This window comes from Spirillospora sp. NPDC048824 (genome assembly GCF_043198455.1).
Lineage (GTDB): Bacteria > Actinomycetota > Actinomycetes > Streptosporangiales > Streptosporangiaceae > Spirillospora.
Genome location: NZ_JBICUS010000005.1, coordinates 206,502 through 225,352, shown reverse-complemented (window position 1 = coordinate 225,352; position 18,851 = coordinate 206,502). Strand labels below are relative to the sequence as shown.

20 protein-coding genes and 1 pseudogene are annotated in these 18,851 nt (G+C 70.0%); 7 read left to right on the top strand and 14 right to left on the bottom strand.

Annotated elements, in window-relative coordinates:
• Positions 1–20: 20 nt before the first annotated feature.
• The 3 genes from ACGFIS_RS12260 to ACGFIS_RS12250 all read right to left on the bottom strand — a co-directional run bounded on the left by ACGFIS_RS12260 (position 21) and on the right by ACGFIS_RS12250 (position 3,026).
• Positions 21–665, bottom strand: coding sequence for a response regulator (locus ACGFIS_RS12260; RefSeq protein WP_392909372.1), 645 nt, complete (start codon positions 663–665; stop codon positions 21–23).
• A complete protein-coding gene (locus tag ACGFIS_RS12255) occupies positions 629–1,942 on the bottom strand; it encodes a sensor histidine kinase (protein WP_392909370.1) in 1,314 nt (437 codons plus the stop codon). Before ACGFIS_RS12255 ends, ACGFIS_RS12260 begins: the two co-directional genes overlap by 37 nt.
• Positions 1,943–2,192: 250 nt before the next feature.
• Positions 2,193–3,026 (bottom strand): polysaccharide deacetylase family protein, encoded by an 834-nt coding sequence (locus tag ACGFIS_RS12250; protein WP_392909368.1) that lies wholly within the window; start codon positions 3,024–3,026, stop codon positions 2,193–2,195.
• 112 nt (positions 3,027–3,138) lie between these two features.
• Between ACGFIS_RS12250 and ACGFIS_RS12245 the strand changes: the two genes are divergently transcribed.
• Positions 3,139–3,339 carry a hypothetical protein gene (locus ACGFIS_RS12245; RefSeq protein ID WP_392909366.1) on the top strand — a complete coding sequence of 67 codons (201 nt, stop codon included), beginning with the start codon at positions 3,139–3,141 and terminating at the stop codon, positions 3,337–3,339.
• Complete coding sequence (locus ACGFIS_RS12240) at positions 3,340–4,596, top strand: amino acid deaminase (protein WP_392970583.1); 1,257 nt, start codon at positions 3,340–3,342, stop codon at positions 4,594–4,596. It abuts the gene before it with no gap.
• Between the two features lie 19 nt (positions 4,597–4,615).
• On the opposite strand, the gene ACGFIS_RS12235 is transcribed toward ACGFIS_RS12240, so the two are convergent.
• The 3 genes from ACGFIS_RS12235 to ACGFIS_RS12225 all read right to left on the bottom strand — a co-directional run bounded on the left by ACGFIS_RS12235 (position 4,616) and on the right by ACGFIS_RS12225 (position 7,342).
• Complete coding sequence (locus ACGFIS_RS12235) at positions 4,616–5,245, bottom strand: TetR/AcrR family transcriptional regulator (RefSeq protein ID WP_392909362.1); 630 nt, start codon at positions 5,243–5,245, stop codon at positions 4,616–4,618.
• 392 nt (positions 5,246–5,637) lie between these two features.
• On the bottom strand, positions 5,638–6,708 hold the full coding sequence (locus ACGFIS_RS12230) for an IS481 family transposase (RefSeq protein ID WP_392909360.1): 1,071 nt from the start codon (positions 6,706–6,708) through the stop codon (positions 5,638–5,640).
• A gap of 172 nt (positions 6,709–6,880) precedes the next feature.
• Complete coding sequence (locus ACGFIS_RS12225; RefSeq protein WP_392909358.1) at positions 6,881–7,342, bottom strand: ester cyclase; 462 nt, start codon at positions 7,340–7,342, stop codon at positions 6,881–6,883.
• An 87-nt stretch (positions 7,343–7,429) separates the two neighbouring features.
• Here ACGFIS_RS12225 and ACGFIS_RS12220 point away from each other — a divergent pair, with 87 nt between their 5' ends.
• Complete coding sequence (locus tag ACGFIS_RS12220) at positions 7,430–7,897, top strand: MarR family winged helix-turn-helix transcriptional regulator (protein WP_392970580.1); 468 nt, start codon at positions 7,430–7,432, stop codon at positions 7,895–7,897.
• Between the two features lie 308 nt (positions 7,898–8,205).
• Here the strand turns inward: ACGFIS_RS12220 and ACGFIS_RS12215 are convergent, their stop codons facing one another.
• From ACGFIS_RS12215 to ACGFIS_RS12185, 7 genes and pseudogenes are all read right to left on the bottom strand, one after another.
• Positions 8,206–9,036, bottom strand: coding sequence for a response regulator transcription factor (locus ACGFIS_RS12215; RefSeq protein WP_392909354.1), 831 nt, complete (start codon positions 9,034–9,036; stop codon positions 8,206–8,208).
• A gap of 181 nt (positions 9,037–9,217) precedes the next feature.
• Positions 9,218–10,852 (bottom strand): AMP-binding protein, encoded by a 1,635-nt coding sequence (locus ACGFIS_RS12210; protein WP_392909352.1) that lies wholly within the window; start codon positions 10,850–10,852, stop codon positions 9,218–9,220.
• Positions 10,849–12,576, bottom strand: coding sequence for an AMP-binding protein (locus ACGFIS_RS12205; RefSeq protein ID WP_392909350.1), 1,728 nt, complete (start codon positions 12,574–12,576; stop codon positions 10,849–10,851). Before ACGFIS_RS12205 ends, ACGFIS_RS12210 begins: the two co-directional genes overlap by 4 nt.
• A 142-nt stretch (positions 12,577–12,718) precedes the next feature.
• Positions 12,719–12,793: pseudogene (locus tag ACGFIS_RS12200) on the bottom strand (DUF664 domain-containing protein); the annotation flags it as partial.
• Between the two features lie 26 nt (positions 12,794–12,819).
• Positions 12,820–13,827, bottom strand: coding sequence for a nucleotidyl transferase AbiEii/AbiGii toxin family protein (locus ACGFIS_RS12195; protein ID WP_358456048.1), 1,008 nt, complete (start codon positions 13,825–13,827; stop codon positions 12,820–12,822).
• Positions 13,824–14,474, bottom strand: a complete 651-nt coding sequence (locus tag ACGFIS_RS12190) for a hypothetical protein (protein ID WP_392909347.1) — start codon at positions 14,472–14,474, stop codon at positions 13,824–13,826. Before ACGFIS_RS12190 ends, ACGFIS_RS12195 begins: the two co-directional genes overlap by 4 nt.
• A gap of 112 nt (positions 14,475–14,586) precedes the next feature.
• The gene (locus tag ACGFIS_RS12185) at positions 14,587–15,105 is read right to left on the bottom strand and encodes a DinB family protein (protein ID WP_392909345.1); all 519 of its coding nucleotides are present in this window, start codon (positions 15,103–15,105) and stop codon (positions 14,587–14,589) included.
• A gap of 439 nt (positions 15,106–15,544) precedes the next feature.
• On the opposite strand from ACGFIS_RS12185, the gene ACGFIS_RS12180 reads away from it, so the two are divergent.
• Together ACGFIS_RS12180 and ACGFIS_RS12175 are read left to right on the top strand one after the other, a co-directional pair.
• Positions 15,545–15,847 carry a hypothetical protein gene (locus ACGFIS_RS12180; RefSeq protein ID WP_392909343.1) on the top strand — a complete coding sequence of 101 codons (303 nt, stop codon included), beginning with the start codon at positions 15,545–15,547 and terminating at the stop codon, positions 15,845–15,847.
• A gap of 54 nt (positions 15,848–15,901) precedes the next feature.
• Positions 15,902–16,333: an EF-hand domain-containing protein gene (locus tag ACGFIS_RS12175; RefSeq protein ID WP_392909341.1), complete on the top strand. Its 432-nt coding sequence runs from the start codon at positions 15,902–15,904 to the stop codon at positions 16,331–16,333.
• 72 nt (positions 16,334–16,405) lie between these two features.
• On the opposite strand, the gene ACGFIS_RS12170 is transcribed toward ACGFIS_RS12175, so the two are convergent.
• Positions 16,406–17,227, bottom strand: coding sequence for an SDR family NAD(P)-dependent oxidoreductase (locus ACGFIS_RS12170; protein ID WP_392909339.1), 822 nt, complete (start codon positions 17,225–17,227; stop codon positions 16,406–16,408).
• 113 nt (positions 17,228–17,340) lie between these two features.
• Between ACGFIS_RS12170 and ACGFIS_RS12165 the strand changes: the two genes are divergently transcribed.
• Both ACGFIS_RS12165 and ACGFIS_RS12160 read left to right on the top strand, forming a co-directional pair.
• Positions 17,341–17,943 (top strand): TetR/AcrR family transcriptional regulator, encoded by a 603-nt coding sequence (locus ACGFIS_RS12165; protein ID WP_358456283.1) that lies wholly within the window; start codon positions 17,341–17,343, stop codon positions 17,941–17,943.
• 324 nt (positions 17,944–18,267) lie between these two features.
• Positions 18,268–18,798 (top strand): hypothetical protein, encoded by a 531-nt coding sequence (locus ACGFIS_RS12160; protein ID WP_358456033.1) that lies wholly within the window; start codon positions 18,268–18,270, stop codon positions 18,796–18,798.
• Positions 18,799–18,851 lie beyond the last annotated feature (53 nt).

Genomic DNA, 18,851 nt, shown 5'->3' with positions numbered 1-18,851 from the left:
GGAAGCCGAGGGTGGCCCGCTCAGCGGTTGAGGTAGGCGAGAACGGCCAGGACGCGCCGGTTGTCGTCGCCGGTGACGGCCAGGTCGAGTTTGGAGAAGATGTTCGCGGTGTGCTTGGTCACCGCCCGTTCCGTGACGACGAGCCGTTCCGCGATCGCGGCGTTGGAGCGTCCCTCCGCCATCAGCTCCAGGACCTCCGTCTCGCGCGGGGTGAGGCGCCCCAGCGGCGTGTCGCGGGTGCTGGTGGCGACGAGCCGGGAGATGACCTCGGGGTCCATCGCCGTGCCGCCCGCCGCGACCCGGCGGACCGCGTCGACGAACTGCGCCGCGTCGAACACCCGGTCCTTCAGCAGGTAGCCGATGGCGCCGCTGCCGTCGGCGAGCAGCTCCCGCGCGTAGAGCTGCTCGACGTACTGCGACAGCACCAGGACGGGCATGCCCGGGACCTGGCGGCGCGCCTCCAGCGCCGCCTGCAGGCCCTCGTCGGTGAACGACGGCGGCAGACGCACGTCGACCACCGCCACGTCCGGGCGGTGGTCGAGAAGTGCTTTCAGCAGCGAGGGGCCGTTGTCGACGGCGGCCGCGACCTCGAAGTCGTGCGTCTCGAGAAGACTGACCAGCCCCTCCCTCAGGAGGGCGAGGTCTTCGGCGATGACAACTCGCACGGCAGCTCCATGGTCACGATCGTCGGGCCGCCCACCGGTGAACTGAGGGCGAGGACGCCGTCGAATGTACCGATCCTGCGCTCGATCCCGCGCAGGCCCGTGCCGCCGTCCAGCGTGGCGCCGCCGCGGCCGTCGTCGGTGACGGTGATCCGCAGCATCCCGTTCTCGTGCCGCATGTCGACCCAGACGCGGGACGCGCCGGAGTGCTTGGCGGCGTTGGTGAGGATCTCCGACACCGCGAAGTAGGCGGCGGACTCGACCGGCGGCTCGGGACGCGCGGGCAGGTCGGCGACCACCTCGGTCTTCAGCGGGTGGTCGAGTGCGAGGGCCTTGACCGCGTCACCGATGCCGCGGTCGGCGAGCACCGGGGGGTGGATGCCGCGGACGAGGTCGCGCAGCTCGTGCAGCGCCTTCGCCGACGACGCGCGGGTCTCGGCGAGCAGGAACCGGGCCTTCTCGGGGTCCTTGTCGAGCAGGTGCTCGATCGCGCCGAGGGTCATCCCCATCGCGACGAGGCGGGCCTGCGCGCCGTCGTGCAGGTCGCGCTCGATGCGGCGCAGCTCGGCGGCGGACGCGTCCACGGCCTCCGACCGGGTCTCGGTGAGGTGCCGGACGCGCAGCGCCAGCTCCGACTTCCTGGTCGGGCCGAGGATCAGCTTCCCCCAGCGCCCGTACACGGTCATCATCTTCGGCGCGATCGCGAACCCGGCGGCGATGCAGACGGTGGCGACGACGACGGTGGACGCGATCCGCTCGGGGTCGCCGTCGTAGCCGGAATGGACGGGGATCCAAGTGTACCAGTCGTAGCCGCCGGCGCGGCCGATCATCCCGCCGGCGAACGCCGCGAGGGCGTACCCCCACAGCCCGTACAGGATCAGCAGGCCGGGCAGCGCGGCGGTGAAGCAGACGACCACCGGGTCGGCGACCACCCACAGGTAGTCGCGCCAGGTCGCCGGGTCGGTGAGCAGCCGCACGAACCGCTTGATGATGCCGTTGAGACCGGGCTCCTCGGCGGGCTCGGGCAGGTAGGGCCGCTCGATCCTGACGTTCGTCCACTTGTTGATCCGGGCGCGGTACGCGTCGAGCTGGGTGCGCATGAGCATCGTCGCGGACGGGAACAGCAGCACCCCGATGAAGCTCGTGATCATCGAGATGACCGTGAGGAACCACAGGCCCACGAGCGTGGCCGGGATGCCGAGCAGCAAGAGTGCCAGCCCCCGCCACGGGGTCCTCATGTGCCGTTGCAGCCGCGTCTCTTTCACCAATTCGCCGTTCACCGGTTCCTCCGCAGGTCGCTTGCCGTCGGACTCCAGTCTTCCGGCGGGCGTCCTCGACCACAGTGTGCCCGCAACCCGAAGGCGGGGTGTACCTGAGTGCACCTCGGGACGCCGTTCGGAGCCATGTCGCGGCGGAGGCACCCGATGGTCGCGATGTGGGACCGGGGCACCGCGAACCCGTCCGGGCAAGAGCCGACGGTTCCGGGGATCTCGGACAGCGCGGCCGGGATGGCGAGCATGCGCCCGGCGGTCAGAGGGCGACGAAGGTGAGGCCGCGTTCTTTCAGCTTCGGGATGGCGTCTTCCAGGGCCTCAAGGGTCTGGGAGCGGTCGCCGCCGCCGTCGTGGCACAGCAGGATGTTGCCGTCCTTGCCCTTGAGCAGCGCCTTGCGGATGCGCCGGACGCCCGGACGCGCCCAGTCGCGCGGGTCGACGGCCCAGTCGATCGGCAGCATGCCGCTCTCGGCCGTCACTTCGAGGACGGTCTTGGACCAGGCGCCGCCCGGCGACCGGAAGAACTGCGGGACGACGCCGGTGGCGTCGGCGATCCGGTCGTGCGCGTCGACGATCTCCTTGCGGACCTTCTTCTCCGACATCCTCGCGATGGACATCGGGTGCGTCTCGGTGTGGTTGCAGATCTGGTGCCCGGCGTCGGCGATGCGGCGGGTGAGCTTCGGGTACTCCTTCACCTGCTCGCCGACGATGAAGAACGTGGCGTGGACCCGCTGCTCGGCCAGCAGGTCGAGGATCCGCGGCGTCCACTCGGGGTGCGGGCCGTCGTCGAGGGTCAGCGCGATCGAGTTCGGCGGCGGCGCCGGGGACAGCTGCGACAGTTCCCGGACGGGCTTCTCCAGCGCGGTCAGCTTCGCCGGCGACCACGCTGCGGGACGGGGAGTCGGAGTCGGGGTCGGAGTCGGGGTCGGAGTCGGGGTCGGATGGATGACCGGCCGTGCACGGGGAGTGGTCTCCGCCGACGCCGCACCGGAGCCGTCCTGTGGACGGGCGGTGTCCGCGCCGAGGGCGGTGAGGCCGGTGAACGCACCCAAGAACCAGAGAGCTTTGCGGCGGGATATCCCACCTGCCACATCAACCTCCACAACCCCCACGCTATCGGTGTTTTGAGGGGGTAGGAGAGCGCTATGGGATCACAATCGGCACAATCGGCGGACGGATGAGCGCGGCCCCGGGATCGGGCCGGTGTCGGTGCTGGTCCTCGTCGCGCTCGCGGTCTCGGCCGCGCTGCTGGTCCACTCGGGTGATCTCGGTCTCGCCCGCGGCATGCCCGTCGGTGCGGGCCGCCGTGCGCTGCCGGTCATCGGGTCGATCGCGGTCCTCGTCACACTGGAACCGGTGGCGACGGGGCGCCTGCACGGCGCGGTCTCGAACGGGAGGTCGTAAGTGGGAATCGACGGCAAGGCCGTGGACGCGCTCGGCGACGAGCGGCTCGACTGGCGGTTCAAGGCGATCCCGGCGTCCGCGCACGGGCTGACGGTCGGCGAGGCCCGCCGGGCTCGGCTGCCGCTGGACGACTTCGGGACGCCGCTGCTGACCCTGGACGCCGGCGCCCTCGACCACAACGTCCGGGTGATGGCGGAGTGGGCGGACGCGGCCGGACTGCACCTCGCCCCCCACGGCAAGACGACGATGGCCCCGGCCTTGTGGCGGATGCAGCTGGACGCCGGCGCGTGGGGCATCACGCTCGCGAACCTGCCGCAGCTCCGCGTCGCCCGCGCGTTCGGCGTACGCCGCGTCCTGCTCGCCAACACCGTCCTCGACCCCGCCGGTCTCGCGTGGCTGGCGGCCGAGCTGGACGGGAACCCCGAGTTCGAGTTCCAGTGCTGGGTCGACTCGGTCCGCGCGGTCGAGCTGATGGACGAGGCGCTGCGCCTCGCCCGCGCCCAGCGCCAGGTGGACGTGTGCGTCGAACTCGGCGGGCCGGGCGGGCGCATGGGCGTCCGGGACGATGGCGACGCCCGGACGGTCGCGGACGCCGTCCGCAAGGCCCGTACCCTCCGGCTCGCCGGGATCGCCGGCTACGAGGGCGCCCTCGCCCACGACGCGTCCGAGGAGGGGCGCGGCACGGTCGACGCCTACCTGCGCCGGCTCGCGAACCTGCACGAGGGCCTGGAGTACGAGACCGGCGAGCCGGTCGTGTCGGCGGGCGGCAGCGCGTTCTTCGACCAGGTCGCGGAGGTCCTCGGCGGCCTGGAGGGGCGGGTCGTGCTGCGGTCGGGCGCGTACATCGTCCACGACGACGGCTTCTACCGGGGCATCTCGCCGTTCGCGCGGGGCGCGGGCGGCGCGGGTGCGCGGCTGCGTTCGGCGATGCACGGCTGGGCGCGCGTCCTGTCCCGCCCCGAACCCGCCCTCGCGATCCTGGACGCGGGCCGGCGCGACCTGCCGTTCGACGCGGGGCTGCCCGAGCCGCAGCTCGTCCGCGGAAAGGGCGCGGAGCCCGTGGACGGCGCGCGGATCACCGCGCTCAACGACCAGCACGCCTATCTCGCGGACGGCTCCGCCGAGGTCGGCGACGTCGTCAGGCTCGGACCGTCCCACCCCTGCACGGCGATCGACAAGTGGACGATGATCCCGGTCGTCGACGACGCCGACGCCGAGCACCCCACCGTCGTCGACTACGTCCGGACGTGGTTCTGACGCGCGGCCGGGCGGCGGCCTACTGGTCGAGGAGCGACGTGAAGTGCGCCAGGATCGGCGCGCACAGCTTGGGGAGCGCGGCGTGCTGGCCCATCGCGACCTTCCCGGTGACCAGCGACGCCACCCCGCCGACGAGCATCCGGCACGCGAACTGCGGGTCGGGCAGCGAGCGGAACCGCTCGTCCTCCGCCAGCAGCCCGTCGATGATCTCGATGAAGCCGCTCTGCACCGTGCAGCGCATGGTCGTCGCGGCCGGCCCCACCGCGTAGATCTCCAGCAGGAACGTGCGGGCCGCGCCCGCGTCGCCGGCGAGTTCCCGCAGGTAGGCGCGCAGCGCCCGTTCCAGCCTCAGCATCAGCGGCTGGTCGCGGGCCGCGAGCGCGTCGTTGACGACGCCCATGATGCGTTCCGCCGCCGCCTCGTAGGCCGCGAGGAAACACGCCTGCTTGTCGGTGAAATGCTCGTAGAACGTCTCGCGGGACACGTGCGCCCGCTTGAGAACGTCGGCGACGGAGGTGCGGGCGTATCCCTTCTCCCCGACCGTCTGCGTCATGCCCTGGAGCAGACGGTCCCGCTGGGAGGCCGCGACCTGTTCGCGGGTGAGGTGATGGCGCCCGCGCGGCAGCGAGGTGAAGCCGTCGGAGTCCACCCCCACAAGCTATCAACGGGCCTGTGGCGCATGACGAAATCGATTAACCATGAACAACTCTGTTCGCCGAGGTGTTACGGTTTCGAGTGCAATTCGGGGGTCGGACGTCCCTGCCCGGGAACGAGGCGGGACGGCCGTGCGATCACGGCCCGGCGCAGCCGGCGAGTGGTGACCGTTCCGTCCAGGCAGTGCGCCACGGGGGCCGATCTGTCATGGACGACGTCCGCCATCCGCGATGCTGACCCCGTCGCCGGGCTGGATCCGCCGGAAGAATCGCGCGGCCCCGCGGTTTTTCTTGCAGTTCCCCGCCTTCGGACGCGATCGCGGCGGCTTCGGTCGTCGCGGGGTTGGGGCTTGGGCTGGTGTCTAGGTGTGGTGTCTCGGGACATTGGTTACACGAAGTCCTCGAACGTGAGTTGCTGCGGGATGTCGAGGAGCGGTTCGGGCGGCTGGTCGAATACGAGGCGGTAGTCGCTCCCGGCGGTCCGGCTGATGGGCGGTCGGCCCCCGAGGGCGGCGTGGGGCCGGTCGTGGTTGTAGTAGTTCACGAACTCGGCGAGCGCGACGCGGCGTTCGTGTTCGGAGGTGTAGCCGCGTACGTACGCCCACTCGCGGGCGAGCGTCCCGTTATAGCGCTCCACCTTCCCATTCGTGCGCGGCGTGTAGGGCCGTGTCCGCTTGTGCTTTGTGCCGGTCGCGGCGAGGGCGTTGGCCCAGGTCGTGGACCGGTAGCACGAGCCGTTGTCGGTGAGGCAGCGGCGGATCGGGGTGATGTCGTGGGCGGCGAAGAAGGCGACGGCGCGGTGCCAGAAGGCGACCGCGGTGACGGCCTTCTCGTCGTTCAGGGCCTCGGTGTACGCCAGCCGGGAGTGGTCGTCGAGCGCCGAGTGCAGGTAGGTGTATCCGACCTTGCCGGTGCCCTGACCGGTGCGTTTGGAGGCGCGGGCCGCGTCGGTGCCGACGCCGTGCATGCACCAGCCGCCGCCGGTCGGGATGCGTCCGAGCTTCTTCACGTCGACGTGGATCAGGTCGCCGACGCGCTCGTGTTCGTAGCGGATGACCTCGCGCAGTTCCTCGCCGGTCGGAGGGTCGAGGTCGCGGAGCCGGTTGAGGCCGCGACGGACGAGTATGCGGTGCACGGTGGCCGGCGCGATAGTGACGCCGTACAGCCGCTCAAGGTCAGCGGCGAGGCGGGCAGGGCCGTGCTTGGTCTGCCGCCGCAGCGCCTCTACCAGATCGGCGAGCGTCTCGCTGGTGCGGGCCGGGCTCGCGTGTGGACGCGAGGAGTGATCCAGCAGCCCGTTCTCGCCGTGCGCGCGCCAGCGGGCGTACCACTTGGCCAGGCAGCGGCGGGAGATCCCGGCTTCGGCCGCGACGTGCGAGATCGGACGCCCGGCGTCCACGCGCTCACAGAGTCGGCGACGCCCTTCCGGCGTCAGCGGGGCGTTGGGATGCCTCGCCATATCGGCCCATCGGATTGGCGGCTCTGAGTGAGCATTTTGATTCGTTGACCTGTGGCCTTCGTGGCTCTGGCCCCGTCGCCGACGGGGCCAGAGTGTTTCGGTGACGGTGCAGCGACGGCGATGCCGCGGTGACGGGGCGCCCCGTGGAGGCGCCTTGGAATGGCCGCGTCTGTCAGTGGTGGGCAGGACCGTTGGGGCCGGAGATGGCGCCGAGCTGGGACAGACCGTCGAGGATGTCGGTGCAGGTCCAGTACTCGACGAACCGGCCGTCGCGGACGCGCAGGATGTCGTTGCCGCTGAAGGAGATCTTCGTGCCGATGGGGGCGGTGGCCTGGGGGATGCCACCACTGTAGGTGGCTCGCATGGTCCATCGGGCGGAGATCAGGTCGCCGTCGACGATCGGGCCGAGGTCGACGCTGATGGCGATGTCGCCAAAGGCGGCCATGGTCTGCTCGATCTCGGGCAGCAGGCGCGCAGGGCCGGTGAGGGCCTCGGAGTCGCTGCCGTCGGGGCGGGCCTGGTGGACGACGAAGCCGGGGTCGAGGATCTCTTCGGCGTGGCTGAAGTCGCCGCGCCACAGCTCGCTCCAGCGGTCGTATAGGGCGCGAAGCTGTTCTGGGGTGTGGGTGGTCATGGGTTCTCCCGGGGTTGTGCTACAAAAGAATCTGCACCGCACATTATCTGCGCGACGCAGATATAAGTAGGACACGAGGGCGCTTTCATGTCAAACCGAACCCGTAACGAGCTGGTCAGGGCGGTAACCACGACGGCCCGGCGCCACCATGCCGCCTACACGCTGTTCAACCAGGCCATGGCCGAACACCTCGGCCTGCACCCCACCGACCTGCAGTGCGTAAGCCTGCTCGCCCTGGAACCCGGACCCCGCACCACCGGCGAGATCGCGGAGCTGACCGGTCTGACCTCTGGATCGGCCACACGCCTGGTCGACCGCCTCACAAAGGCCGGCCTGGCCGAGCGCCACACCGACACCCATGACCGGCGCAAGATGCTCGTCACCCTCACCCGCGGCCGCACCCCTGAGATCGAAGCGGCCTGGGACACCCCCGGCAAAGCCTTCGACCAGGCACTGGAGGGCTTTACCGACGACGAGCTCACCGTGATCGAGCGCTACCTGCGGCGCACCACCGACGTCGGCATCGAACAAACCGCACGCCTGCGCACCGGCTGACCGCTCCCGCCCGCGCCTCTGTGCCGTCGGCGTCAGGTCGACGGTGGGGCTTTCCTGTGCCAGCGGTCGGTGCAGTGCTTGCCGCCGCGGGTGATCCGCTGGGTCATCAAGGTGATGCGACTCAGAAGCTGGGTGACTCCACGTTGCCCCACGTCACTTCGAAGGTGCTCGGCTCCACCTTCGGGTACGACCTGGTCTTCCAGTGTGCCGCCGAGTTGAACCACCTTCCTTCCTCCCCGACCTCCACCAAGAGTTCAACGACACGCTCTGAGCCCCACAGACGGCACCAATCTCCCGAGATAGCACATCTAGGGGAGAAGACCGGCGCGGCGTGCGGTGGTGACGGCCTCCAGCCGGGTGTGGCTGTCGAGCTTGCGCATCGCCGAACGCAGATAGCTCTTCACCGTCTCGGGCAGCAGGCCGAGACGTTCGGCGGCCTCCGCGTTGGTGCAGCCGATCGCGACATACGACAGGACGTCCAGCTCGCGCGGCGACAGCACGGGCCGCGGCGGATCGTCCGGCTCGTCCAGCCCGGCGGCGGCCAGGCGCAGCGACGCGGCGCGGAGCCGGTCGCGGGTCGGCAGGTCGAGAACCTCTTCCGCCAGGGCGCGCAGCTCGGCGTGCACGGCCCTGACCTCTTCCCACCGGGCGGTCGACGTGCCCGGCGGCGTGCGGGCGAGCGCCTCGTCCGCCCTGTCCTGGACGGCGAGGTCCTGTTCGAGGTCGCGGGCCGCCTGGACGGCGGAGCCCACCACACGGTCGGCGAGCGACAGCGGTTCCCGCAGCGCCCCGTACAGCACGCCGCGGACGCGCCGCCGGACGACGATCGGGACCGCGACGATCGACAGCAGCCCCTCGCGGCCGACGGGCTTGTCGTAGTCGTGGCTGATCGACGCCGAGCACGGGTAGTTGCTCACCCACAGCGGGCGTCCCGTGGCCATCGCCTTGCCGCCGAGCCCGTTGCCGTGGTGGACGACCAGGCCGTTCAGCGAGTCGGTGGTGTTGCCGACGAGTTCGGTGATGCGCAGGCGGTCCTGCCCGCCGCCGGACACGGCACCGCCGAAGACGACGGGCAGACCGGTCGTTCGCTGCAGCGTCAGCACGGCCGACCGGACGGCACCCGCGTCATCACGCGACATTCTGGGAGGACGACCTTTCAGGCCACCCGGAGTAGGCGCACCCATCCTCAGAGCATGCCCCGCCCGGGACCTGCCACGAAAGGGTCCGCCAACCCAAAACTCATGTGTGTTCAATGTGGGGGGAGGCCCCCCGGCTCGCTTCGGGGCCGGCTGGTCATCGTGCGCCCGGCGACCGGGCCGCTCAGTCGTGTTCGGTGTCGTCCAGGCCGAGGATGTCGACGGCCTCGGTCCGCATCTGCACCTTGCGGACCTTCCCGGTGACCGTCATCGGGAACTCGTCCACGACATGCACATAGCGCGGGATCTTGAAGTGGGCCAGCTTGCCCTCGCAGAACGCGCGCAGCTCCCCGGCGGTCAGGTCCGGCACGCCCTCGCGCAGCCGCACCCACGCCATCAGCTCCTCGCCGTACCTCTCGTCCGGGACGCCGATGACCTGCGCGTCCACGATGTCGGGGTGGGTGTAGAGGAACTCCTCGATCTCGCGCGGGTAGATGTTCTCGCCGCCCCGGATGACCATGTCCTTGATCCGGCCGGTGATGTTGACGTAGCCGTCGTCGTCCATGACCGCGAGGTCGCCGGTGTGCATCCAGCGGGCCGCGTCGACGGCCTCGGCCGTCTTGTCCGGCTGGTCCCAGTAGCCGAGCATCACCGAGTAGCCGCGCGTGCAGAACTCGCCGGGCTGGCCGCGCGGGGCGGTGACGCCGGTGTCGGGGTCGACGACCTTGATCTCCAGGTGGGGGAGGACGGTCCCGACCGTCGACACGCGCCGGTCGAGGGAGTCGCCCGCGCGGGTCTGCGTCGACACCGGCGACGTCTCCGTCATGCCGTAGCAGATCGCGACCTCGCTCATCCCGAGCCGCTCGATGACCTGCTTCATCACCTCGACGGGGCACGGCGACCCGGCCATGATCCCGGTGCGGAGGGCGGACAGGTCGAGCTCGTCCAGCGACGGCTCGGCCAGCGCGGCGATGAACATGGTCGGCACCCCGTACAGCGACGTGCAGCGTTCGGCCGCGGCGGCCTCCAGCGTCGCCTTCGGGTCGAACGCCGGCGCCGGGATCACGACGCACGCGCCGTGGCTGGTCGACGCGAGGTTGCCCATCACCATGCCGAAGCAGTGGTAGAACGGCACCGGAACGCAGATGCGGTCCTCTTCGTCGTAGCCGCACAGTTCGCCGACGAAGTAGCCGTTGTTCAGGATGTTGTGGTGCGACAGTGTCGCGCCCTTGGGGAAGCCCGTCGTCCCGGACGTGTACTGGATGTTGATCGGGTCGTCGGTGCTGAGCGTCCGGCCGATCCCGGTGAGGACGGACGCGTCACCCGCCCGGCCCGACTCGACGAGCGAGTCCCACTCCGGGGTGCCGATGAGCACCACGTCGCGCAGCGCGGCGCACTTCGGCGCGACCTCCTCGATCATCGCCGCGTAGTCGGACGTCTTGAACGACGACGCCGCCACCAGCGTCCGGATGCCCGCCTGGTTGAGGACGAACTCCAGTTCGTGGACCCGGTACGCGGGGTTGATGTTGACGAGGATCGCGCCGAGCTTGGCCGTGGCGTACTGGACGAGCATCCACTCGGCGCAGTTCGGCGCCCAGATCCCGACCCGGTCGCCCTTGACGACGCCGAGGCCGCGCAGCCCGAGCGCGACGGCGTCGACATCGTCGTTGAACTGCTCGTACGTCCAGCGGCGCCCGGACGCCCTGTCGACGAGCGCCTCCCGTTCGGAGAACGCGGCGACCGTCTTGTCGAGGTTCGCGCCGATGGTGTCGCCGAGGAGCGGGGTGGCCGAGACTCCGGAGGCGTAGGAGAGCGTCACCGCAGGTCCTCCTCGCGGTACTCGCCGGCGGGGCGGTCCTCCACGCCGTTCCGGGGGGCGTGGGGGGTCGTCCCCCCACCGGGAGCCGCGCCGGGGTGCTTGTCGATCTCGCTGGTCCGCAGCTCGACGCGGCGGATCTTGCCGGAGATCGTCTTGGGCAGCTCGCCGAACTCCAGCAGCCGGATCCGCTTGAACGGCGACAGCTGCGCCCGGCTGTGCTCGAAGATCGACTTCGCGGTGTCCGCGTTCGGCTCCCAGCCGTTCGCGAGCGTCACGTACGCCTTCGGGACGGCGGCCCTGACCGGGTCGGGCGACGGAACCACGGCGGCCTCCGCCACCGCCTCGTGCTCGATCAGCACGCTCTCCAGCTCGAACGGCGAGATCTTGTAGTCGGACGCCTTGAACACGTCATCGGCCCGCCCGACATAGGTGATGTATCCGTCCTCGTCCCGGGAGCCGATGTCGCCGGTGTGGTAGTAGCCGCCGGCCATCGCCTCCTCGGTGCGGGCGTCGTCGCCGTGGTAGCCCTTCATCAGCCCGAGCGGAGGGTCCTCCAGCTCAAGGCAGATCTCACCCTCGTCGCCCGGCTGCCCGGTGAGCGGGTCGATCAGCGCGATCTTGTAGCCGGGCGCGGCGCGTCCCATGGAACCCGGCTTGACGGGCTGGCCCGGCGTGTTGGCGATCTGCACGGTCGTCTCGGTCTGCCCGAAACCGTCCCGGATCGTCCGGCCCCACGCGTCCCGGACACGCTCGATCACCTCGGGGTTGAGCGGCTCGCCCGCCGCGACGACCTCCCGCGGCGGCGTCGCCAGCCGTCCCAGATCGGACTGGATCAGCATCCGCCACACCGTCGGCGGCGCGCAGAAACTCGTGATGCCGCACCGTTCGATCGTGTCGAGCAGCCGGTCCGCGTCGAACCGCGTGTAGTTGAAGATGAACACGCACGCCTCGGCGTCCCACGGCGCGAAGACGTTGCTCCACGCGTGCTTCGCCCACCCCGGCGACGAGATGTTCAGATGGACGTCCCCGGGTCGCAGCCCGATCCAGTACATCGTCGACAGGTGGCCCGCGGGGTAGGTCGCGTGCGTGTGCTCGACGAGCTTGGGCTTCGCCGTCGTTCCGGACGTGAAGTACAGCAGCAGCGTGTCCTGCGACATCGTCAGGCCGTAGGGCGTGAACGACTCCGCCTCCTCGTAGGCGTCGGCGTAGCGCACCCACCCGTCCACGGCGCCGCCCACGGCGATCTTCGTGTACTCGCCCTCGACGCCGTCGAACTTGCCGGTGTCGCCCGAGCCGACCACGACATGACGCGCCTTGCCGCGCGTCAGCCGGTCCTGGAGGTCCGCCGTGCCCAGCAGCGGCGTGCTCGGGATCAGGATCGCGCCGAGCTTCATCGCGGCCAGTACCGTCTCCCACAGCTCGACCTGGTTGCCGAGCATCAGGATGATCCGGTCGCCGCGCCGCACCCCCGACCGCCGCAGCAGGTTCGCCACCTGGTTCGACCGCCGCGACAGCTGCGAGAAGGAGTACCTGGCCTCCGAGCCGTCCTCCTCCACGATCCACAGCGCGGGCGAGTCGTTGCTCTCGGCGATCTTGTCGAACCAGTCCAGCGCCCAGTTGAAGCCGGTCAGGACCGGCCAGCGGAACTTCTCGTACGCGGTCGCGTAGTCATCGCGATGCGCGAGCAGGAAGTCGCGCGCCGCACGGAACTCGACTGCGGGCATGGTCTCTCCTCGAAGCCGCACGGACACCCGGTACAACGAATCGTCGCCACACCGAGTGACCCACGCCACCCCCGAACGGGGGTACCGGCGCGATCCTTTGCCCGCCCCCTACCCGCTGGCGACGAAGGCGCACCGGAGGCGACTATTCGCCGGTGGTGCCGTCGATGGCTTCGCGCAGCAGGTCGGCGTGGCCGTTGTGGCGTGCGTACTCCTCCAGCGGTACCTCGTCCGCGAAGATCGTCTTCAGTCGGTCTCGTCGCGGACGGCGAGCATCGGCGCGAGGGCCGTGCCGAGCCGTTGAAGCCATTGCCGGGCGGTTCCGTGGACGCGGGGATGCTCGGCCGTGAATGCCGCCCAGTCCGTGTCCTCGAGCCTGATGGCTTCCAGTTCGAAGTCGTCGGTGGCCCGCCGCCGGAAAACCGTGCGCAGGAGGTGCGGGGCGAGCCGGGTGCGATCGTCTTCGGCCAGCAAGACGGCGTCGTACAGGTCCTTGGACCGCGATCTCGTGCCGGTCGCGGCATCGGTTTGCAGCCAGAGCAGCTTCCAGGCCAGCGACAGTTCCCGGCTCGCCGTCCTGAGGACCGCCGGTGCGCGGCCGTCCGCACGGGGCACCAGGCTCCACACAGGGGGTTCGGGCAGCCGCTCGTCCGCGGCGAAGTCGAGTTGCACCTGCCCCGGGGGCAGTCCCTCCGCCCGCCACGGGATGATCACGCGGCTCCCGGCGGTTTCATCCCCGCCGGCGTCGTTGTAGGCATATCCCCAGTCGCCGTCCACCTGAGCGTGGTCCGCCTGGATCATCACGTCCGGGGCCGCTCTCGGCCGCTGCCGCAGCAGGTCGAGCAGGTCACCATACGGCGGGGCCGCCGGCGTGGCGTCGATCTCCCAGTGCAGACCGTCCGGGGAGACACGAGGATGCAGCCCGCGCGTTTCGAACTCTTCCTCCCCGTCCATCCAGATGTCGTACTCAGTCGCGCCCCAGGCGGCTTCAGGCCACTGCTGGACGACGTCGAACCGGTCCACATAGGGATAGGGATCCAGTTCATCAGGACGCCAGGTCGATTCCGGAAGCACCACGAAATCCAGGTCGGCCGGCTCGCGCGCCAGGTTCCCCGCCCACGCGCACATGCTCATGCTGCCGCGCAGGACCAGGCTCGCGCACCATTCGGCACCCGCGACGAGGCCCAGCACATGATCCAGCGCCGCGCGGTGTGCCGCGCGGCGCCGCGCCGAGCTCTCCCGGTCGCCGTTCATGTACCGGTCTCCGGGCCGCCGGCCCACCCGGCGTCGATGCCCGGGTTGTCGTCGTGCACCACGAACTCCTCCTCGACCTCCACGGGCGTGTGCCCGGCTCGGGCGAGATCGTCCAGCAGGGCCGTCAGTCTCCGGCGCGCTTCCGGACGGCCGACCCGCCGGCACCGCTGGGTGACGAAGCGTTCATGGCGGCCCCCGCCCACCATCCGGCGTGCGTTCCACGACAGGTGCGCCGCGTGGCTCCGGCCCAGCTCCCGCACCTCGGTCAGCTCGTCCGCACCGGCCAGAACCAGCTTCACGTGGTGTTCGAAGTAGCACTCCGGCGGCAGCGCCGCGCACTCCTGCGCGGTCTGCGGGACGTCCGCGTTCCAGGGCGCCGCCTCGATTTTCACCCGGGTGACGCCGACCCCCTCCACGCGCAGCCGCTGCACCCACTCCCGCGCCTGCGCCTGCTGCATGGTGAGTACCCCCGGCCCGCGGTAACTGAGCATCGGCTGGTCGGGGGTTCTGCCTTGCTCCAGGAGAATCCTGGTGTACTTCATCTCGTGGCGCGCCGCCCACCGGCGGATCACCTCATCGCCGTCCTCCGACGGGCGCGGGGGCAGCACCGTCAGATGGGTCTCGAACACGCCCGCGAAGTCCTTCACCGCACCCTTGCAATCGCTCCGCCCCTGTACTGACTCGCCGCCGCTCATTCTGCCGAACGCCACTGACATCACGCAGGACGGCGCGGACGACGTCACCCGTCAGCGCCAGGTCTTATTCGCCGGTGGTGCCGTCGATGGCTTCGCGAAGCAGATCGGCATGACCGTTGTGGCGTGCGTACTCCTCGAACATGTGCAGGTACACCCAGCGCAGAGTCAGAGTGCCGCCCCTTCCGGGGAATTCCTCGTCCAGCGACCGAGCAGCCACCGTCCGGCGTGCCAGATCGACCTCGCGGGCATATGTCGCGAAGTCGGCCTCGGCATCGGCCGCGTCCGCGAAATCGAAGTCACCGTCGGGGTGTTCGTCGCTGCAGTACAGGTCGGTGACGGTCTCGTCCCGGTCGAATCTGCGGCGGAACCACCAGCGCTCGTTCTCGGCGAGATGCCGCACAAGTCCCAGAAGGCTCAGGCTCGTGCTCGGCACCGGCTTCGACGCCAGTTGCTCACCGGTCAGCCCGCTGCACTTGGACAGCAGCGTGCTGCGATGGAAATCCAGAAACGCCGCCAGTGATGTCCGCTCGTCGTCGCCGCTCGGGAAGTCGCCGCGATCGACCGCAGGTGCCGTCCATGTCATGGAAGGCGATCCTCGCCGCGGAACATCGGCCGGTCAACGAAATTAGCGCTCCCGGAGGCCTGGCTCACCCGGCGCGGTCGCCAGACGTGTCGTCCACCGCCTCTGTCCAGGGGATCGGGGACATCGTCATGGGTGATCGCCATAATCCCCGGCATGGGAAATTCCGCACTGGACACGCTCCTGAGCCTGGTCCCACCACCCGAGTCCCCCTACATCGGTGAACGCGGCTGGGAAGCGGTCTTCGCGGACGTGGGCACCCGGCTGCCGAACGAGTACGTGGAGCTGATCAACCACTACGGCGCCGGGGTGTGGGCGGGCTGGCTGAAGTTCTTCCCGCCGGGCCGATCGGGAAGATACGGAATGCCGGAGAAAGTCCGCGCGGGCCCGCGACGGGTACCGCACGCTGCGCGCCGATTTCCCGGAAGAGTTCCGCCTCCCGGTGTGGCCGGAGCCGGGCGGCTTCCTGCCGGTCGCCGAGTCCGCGAACGGAGATTATCTGGGCTGGCTGACCGAGGGCGAAGACCCCGAATCCTGGCCGCTGATCTTCTGGCCCCGGCACAACGACCAGGGCCCGCCACTGACCTGCGGCGTCGCCGATGTGGTCTACGCACTGCTCATCGGCGACCACGAGAAGTTCGGCTTCCCGAATGGCGAAGACGAGGACGAGGACGAGGACGACCTGGAGTCCAGGCACCCCGACTTCGAGGCGCTCACCGCCGCCGGATTCGACCGGCACGGATAGCCACCGCCACTCTGCTCGATCCCCGACGGAACAATCATCGGCTCCGGCGACGGGATGTGGACTCCGGTGGCGGGCTCGCCGGCGTGGACGCCACGCTCGCTATCGGACCTGAACCGGCGGCCGAGCAAGAGGTGCACGCCCTGGTGGACGCCGCTGCGACGACCTGCCGATCCTCGCCGTGAGTGTGCCTATTGGAGAATTCGGCCCGCCAGGACACAAGATCGTGCTTCGATGTTGCCTGTCCTGAAAGTGCGCATGGAAAGGCTTGTCATGGCCGATCTCGACCCGACCGCCACGTTCAAAGAGTTCGACCGTGACGGCGACGGTTACATCACCCGTGAAGAGTTCACCGCCGCCATGAAGGGGCGCGGAGAGGACGTCACCTCGGACGAGCTCGACTCGATCTTCCAGGCGGCGGACCAGCGCGACGGGGACGCCGACGGGCGCATCTCGCTGGCGGAGTTCCTCGTCGCCTGGGACCGTTGACGAGCGCCCGCGTCCGGGTGTTCGCCCCCGCCCCCGTCCCTGTCGCAACGCCTGGTGAGACCGCACTGCAGGTCAGCCCGGCGCCTTGCGGCTGAGATGCTCCCAGGCGCGGTACTGCGCCGTGCGGGCCTCGTCCATCTGCTGAACCATGTCGTAGGAGGCGCTGCCGACGATGAGGCGCAGCGGCGGCTCCGCCAGATTGGCCAACTCCATGATCACCGGAGCGGCGGTGCTCGGATCGGGACCGGCGTCCTCGCCCCACATCTCGGCCAGCTGGACGCGTAGCGGCTCGTATTCGGTGCGCGGCTCGGTCATCGTGGTGCCGCGCTTGAACAGGTCCGTGCCGTATCCGCCCGGCTGCACGATCGTCACCTTGACCCCGAACGGCGCCACCTCCATCGCCAGCGCCTGGCTCAGCGAGTCGAGCGCCGACTTGCTCGCCGCGTAGAACCCGGCGGACGCGACCCCGCCACCGGTCCCCATCGAGGTGACCTGCAGGATGTGGCCGGAGCCCTGTGCCCGCAGGTGCGGGACCACGGCCTGCGCCACCCAGACCGCGCCGAAGAAGTTGACGTCGAACTGCGCGCGGATCTGCTCCTCGTCCGCCTCCTCGACCATGCCGAGCAGCATCGCGCCCGCGTTGTTGACCACGACGTCGAGCCGGCCGAACGCCGCCGCGGCCTCGTCCACCGTCTTTTGGACGGCCGCCCGATCGGTGACGTCCAGCGTCAACCGAACGAGCTGGTCCGGGTGGGCATCGGCTAGATCAGCGAGCGGGCCGAGATCACGCGCGGCGGCCACGACACGGTCTCCCGCGGCGAGCGCCGCCTCGGCGAACGCCCGGCCCAGACCCCTCGACGCGCCGGTGATGAACCAAACTCTCGCAGTCGTCATGCAATCTCCCCCTCACGTGAGACGAGACGGTTCGTCTCGTTTCGCTTCGTAGGAGTATGCGTCACGTCCCTGGTGAAGTCAAGACGGAACGTCTCGTCTCGCTAGGTGTTACGATTCCGACCGTGTCGCACCCTGGAAAGCCGAACCCGGCCCGGCGCAGTGAGCGGTCCCGGCGGGCCGTCCTCGGCGCCGCACGCGATCTGGTCTCCGAACTCGGGTACGCCAAGGTGTCGATCGAGGCCATCGCGGCGCGGGCGGGAGTGGGCAAGCAGACGATCTACCGCTGGTGGCCGTCCAAAGGCGCGGTGATCTTCGACTCGTTCCTGGAGCTCAGCGAAACCGACGAGGGCATGCGGCTCCCCGACACCGGTGACCTGGAGGCCGACCTCAAGACCGTCATGCGGGCGACCGTCGCCGAATTCGCCGACCCGGCCTTCGAGGCGCCCATCAGGGCGCTCAACATGGAGATCATCGGCGACCCCGCTCTCGCGGCCCAGTACCGCGAGAAGCTGGCCGGCCCCGTGGACGAGGCCAAGAAGGAGCGGCTGCGCAGTGCCCAGCAGGCGGGCCAACTGGCCGCGGACGCCGACCTCGACCTGGTCCTAGAGGTGCTGTACGCCCCGCTCTACCAGCGCTGGCTCCACCGATCGGGACCACTCACCCCTGAGTACGCGGACGCGTTGGTGGAGATCACCCTCCGCGCATTCGCCTCCTGAGCCGTACGGAACGGACGGCGCTGATCAAGCGACGCGGGTTCGAGCGTGGCCAGGGCGTCGTTCGGCTGGCGGACCTGCACCCCCACATGCGGGGTCGCCGAGGAGAAGCCGCTGGCGCCGAGCCGTGACCCGGCTCTCACGACGACCACGTCCCTGCGGCCAAGGAGATGAGTGGTTCGTGACACCGCTGGGCCGACCCGACCGAACCATTGCTGCAAGTGGCGAGCACAGACCGCGCAACGTCGCCGCCCTTCACCGGTGGGGGCCGTGGACGAACCTGATGGCGCCTCGCTCCGTCGTATACACCGGTGGCGAGAAGGGGCGGTGGACGTGATGCGCGGGCAGCGGCTGTCGGTTGGGGCGACGTCGAAGAGCTGGACCATCTTCTGGTCGCTGGTGGCACCCGTACCCCTTGTGCCGCCGGTCGTCTCCATCGTCCTGGCGCTGATCGGGCAGGGCGCCACGGCGGCCGTGCTGCTGGTGATTCCCGTCGTCGTCGGTCCGGCCGTGCTGTGGCGGGGCCTTCAGGAGTATCGGAAGGCGTTCTGGTTGGACGGGCCCGTGCTGGTCCAGCGACAGGTACGCGGGTACCGGAAGTACGACCTGCGCACCGTTCGATTCGCGTTGCACCGCTCGGCGATAACCATGAGCGGCCGGCCGGAGCCCCGCATGCTGATCGTCTTCCCGCCCGGCAAGGCCGCGGTCCACCTGCCGCTCGGAACCTCGGACGATCCCCTCCGCCCTCCTCCCCAGCACGAACTCGACGCCCTGATACGCGCCATCGCTGAGAATCGGACCGACCCCAACGCCCCGGGAATCGCCCACCATCTGAGGCAGTTGTCCGGGACCTGGTAGCGCGGCTTCAACCGGTTCGCCTGAATGTGTCCTCTCGGCTCCGGCGGGGGCGG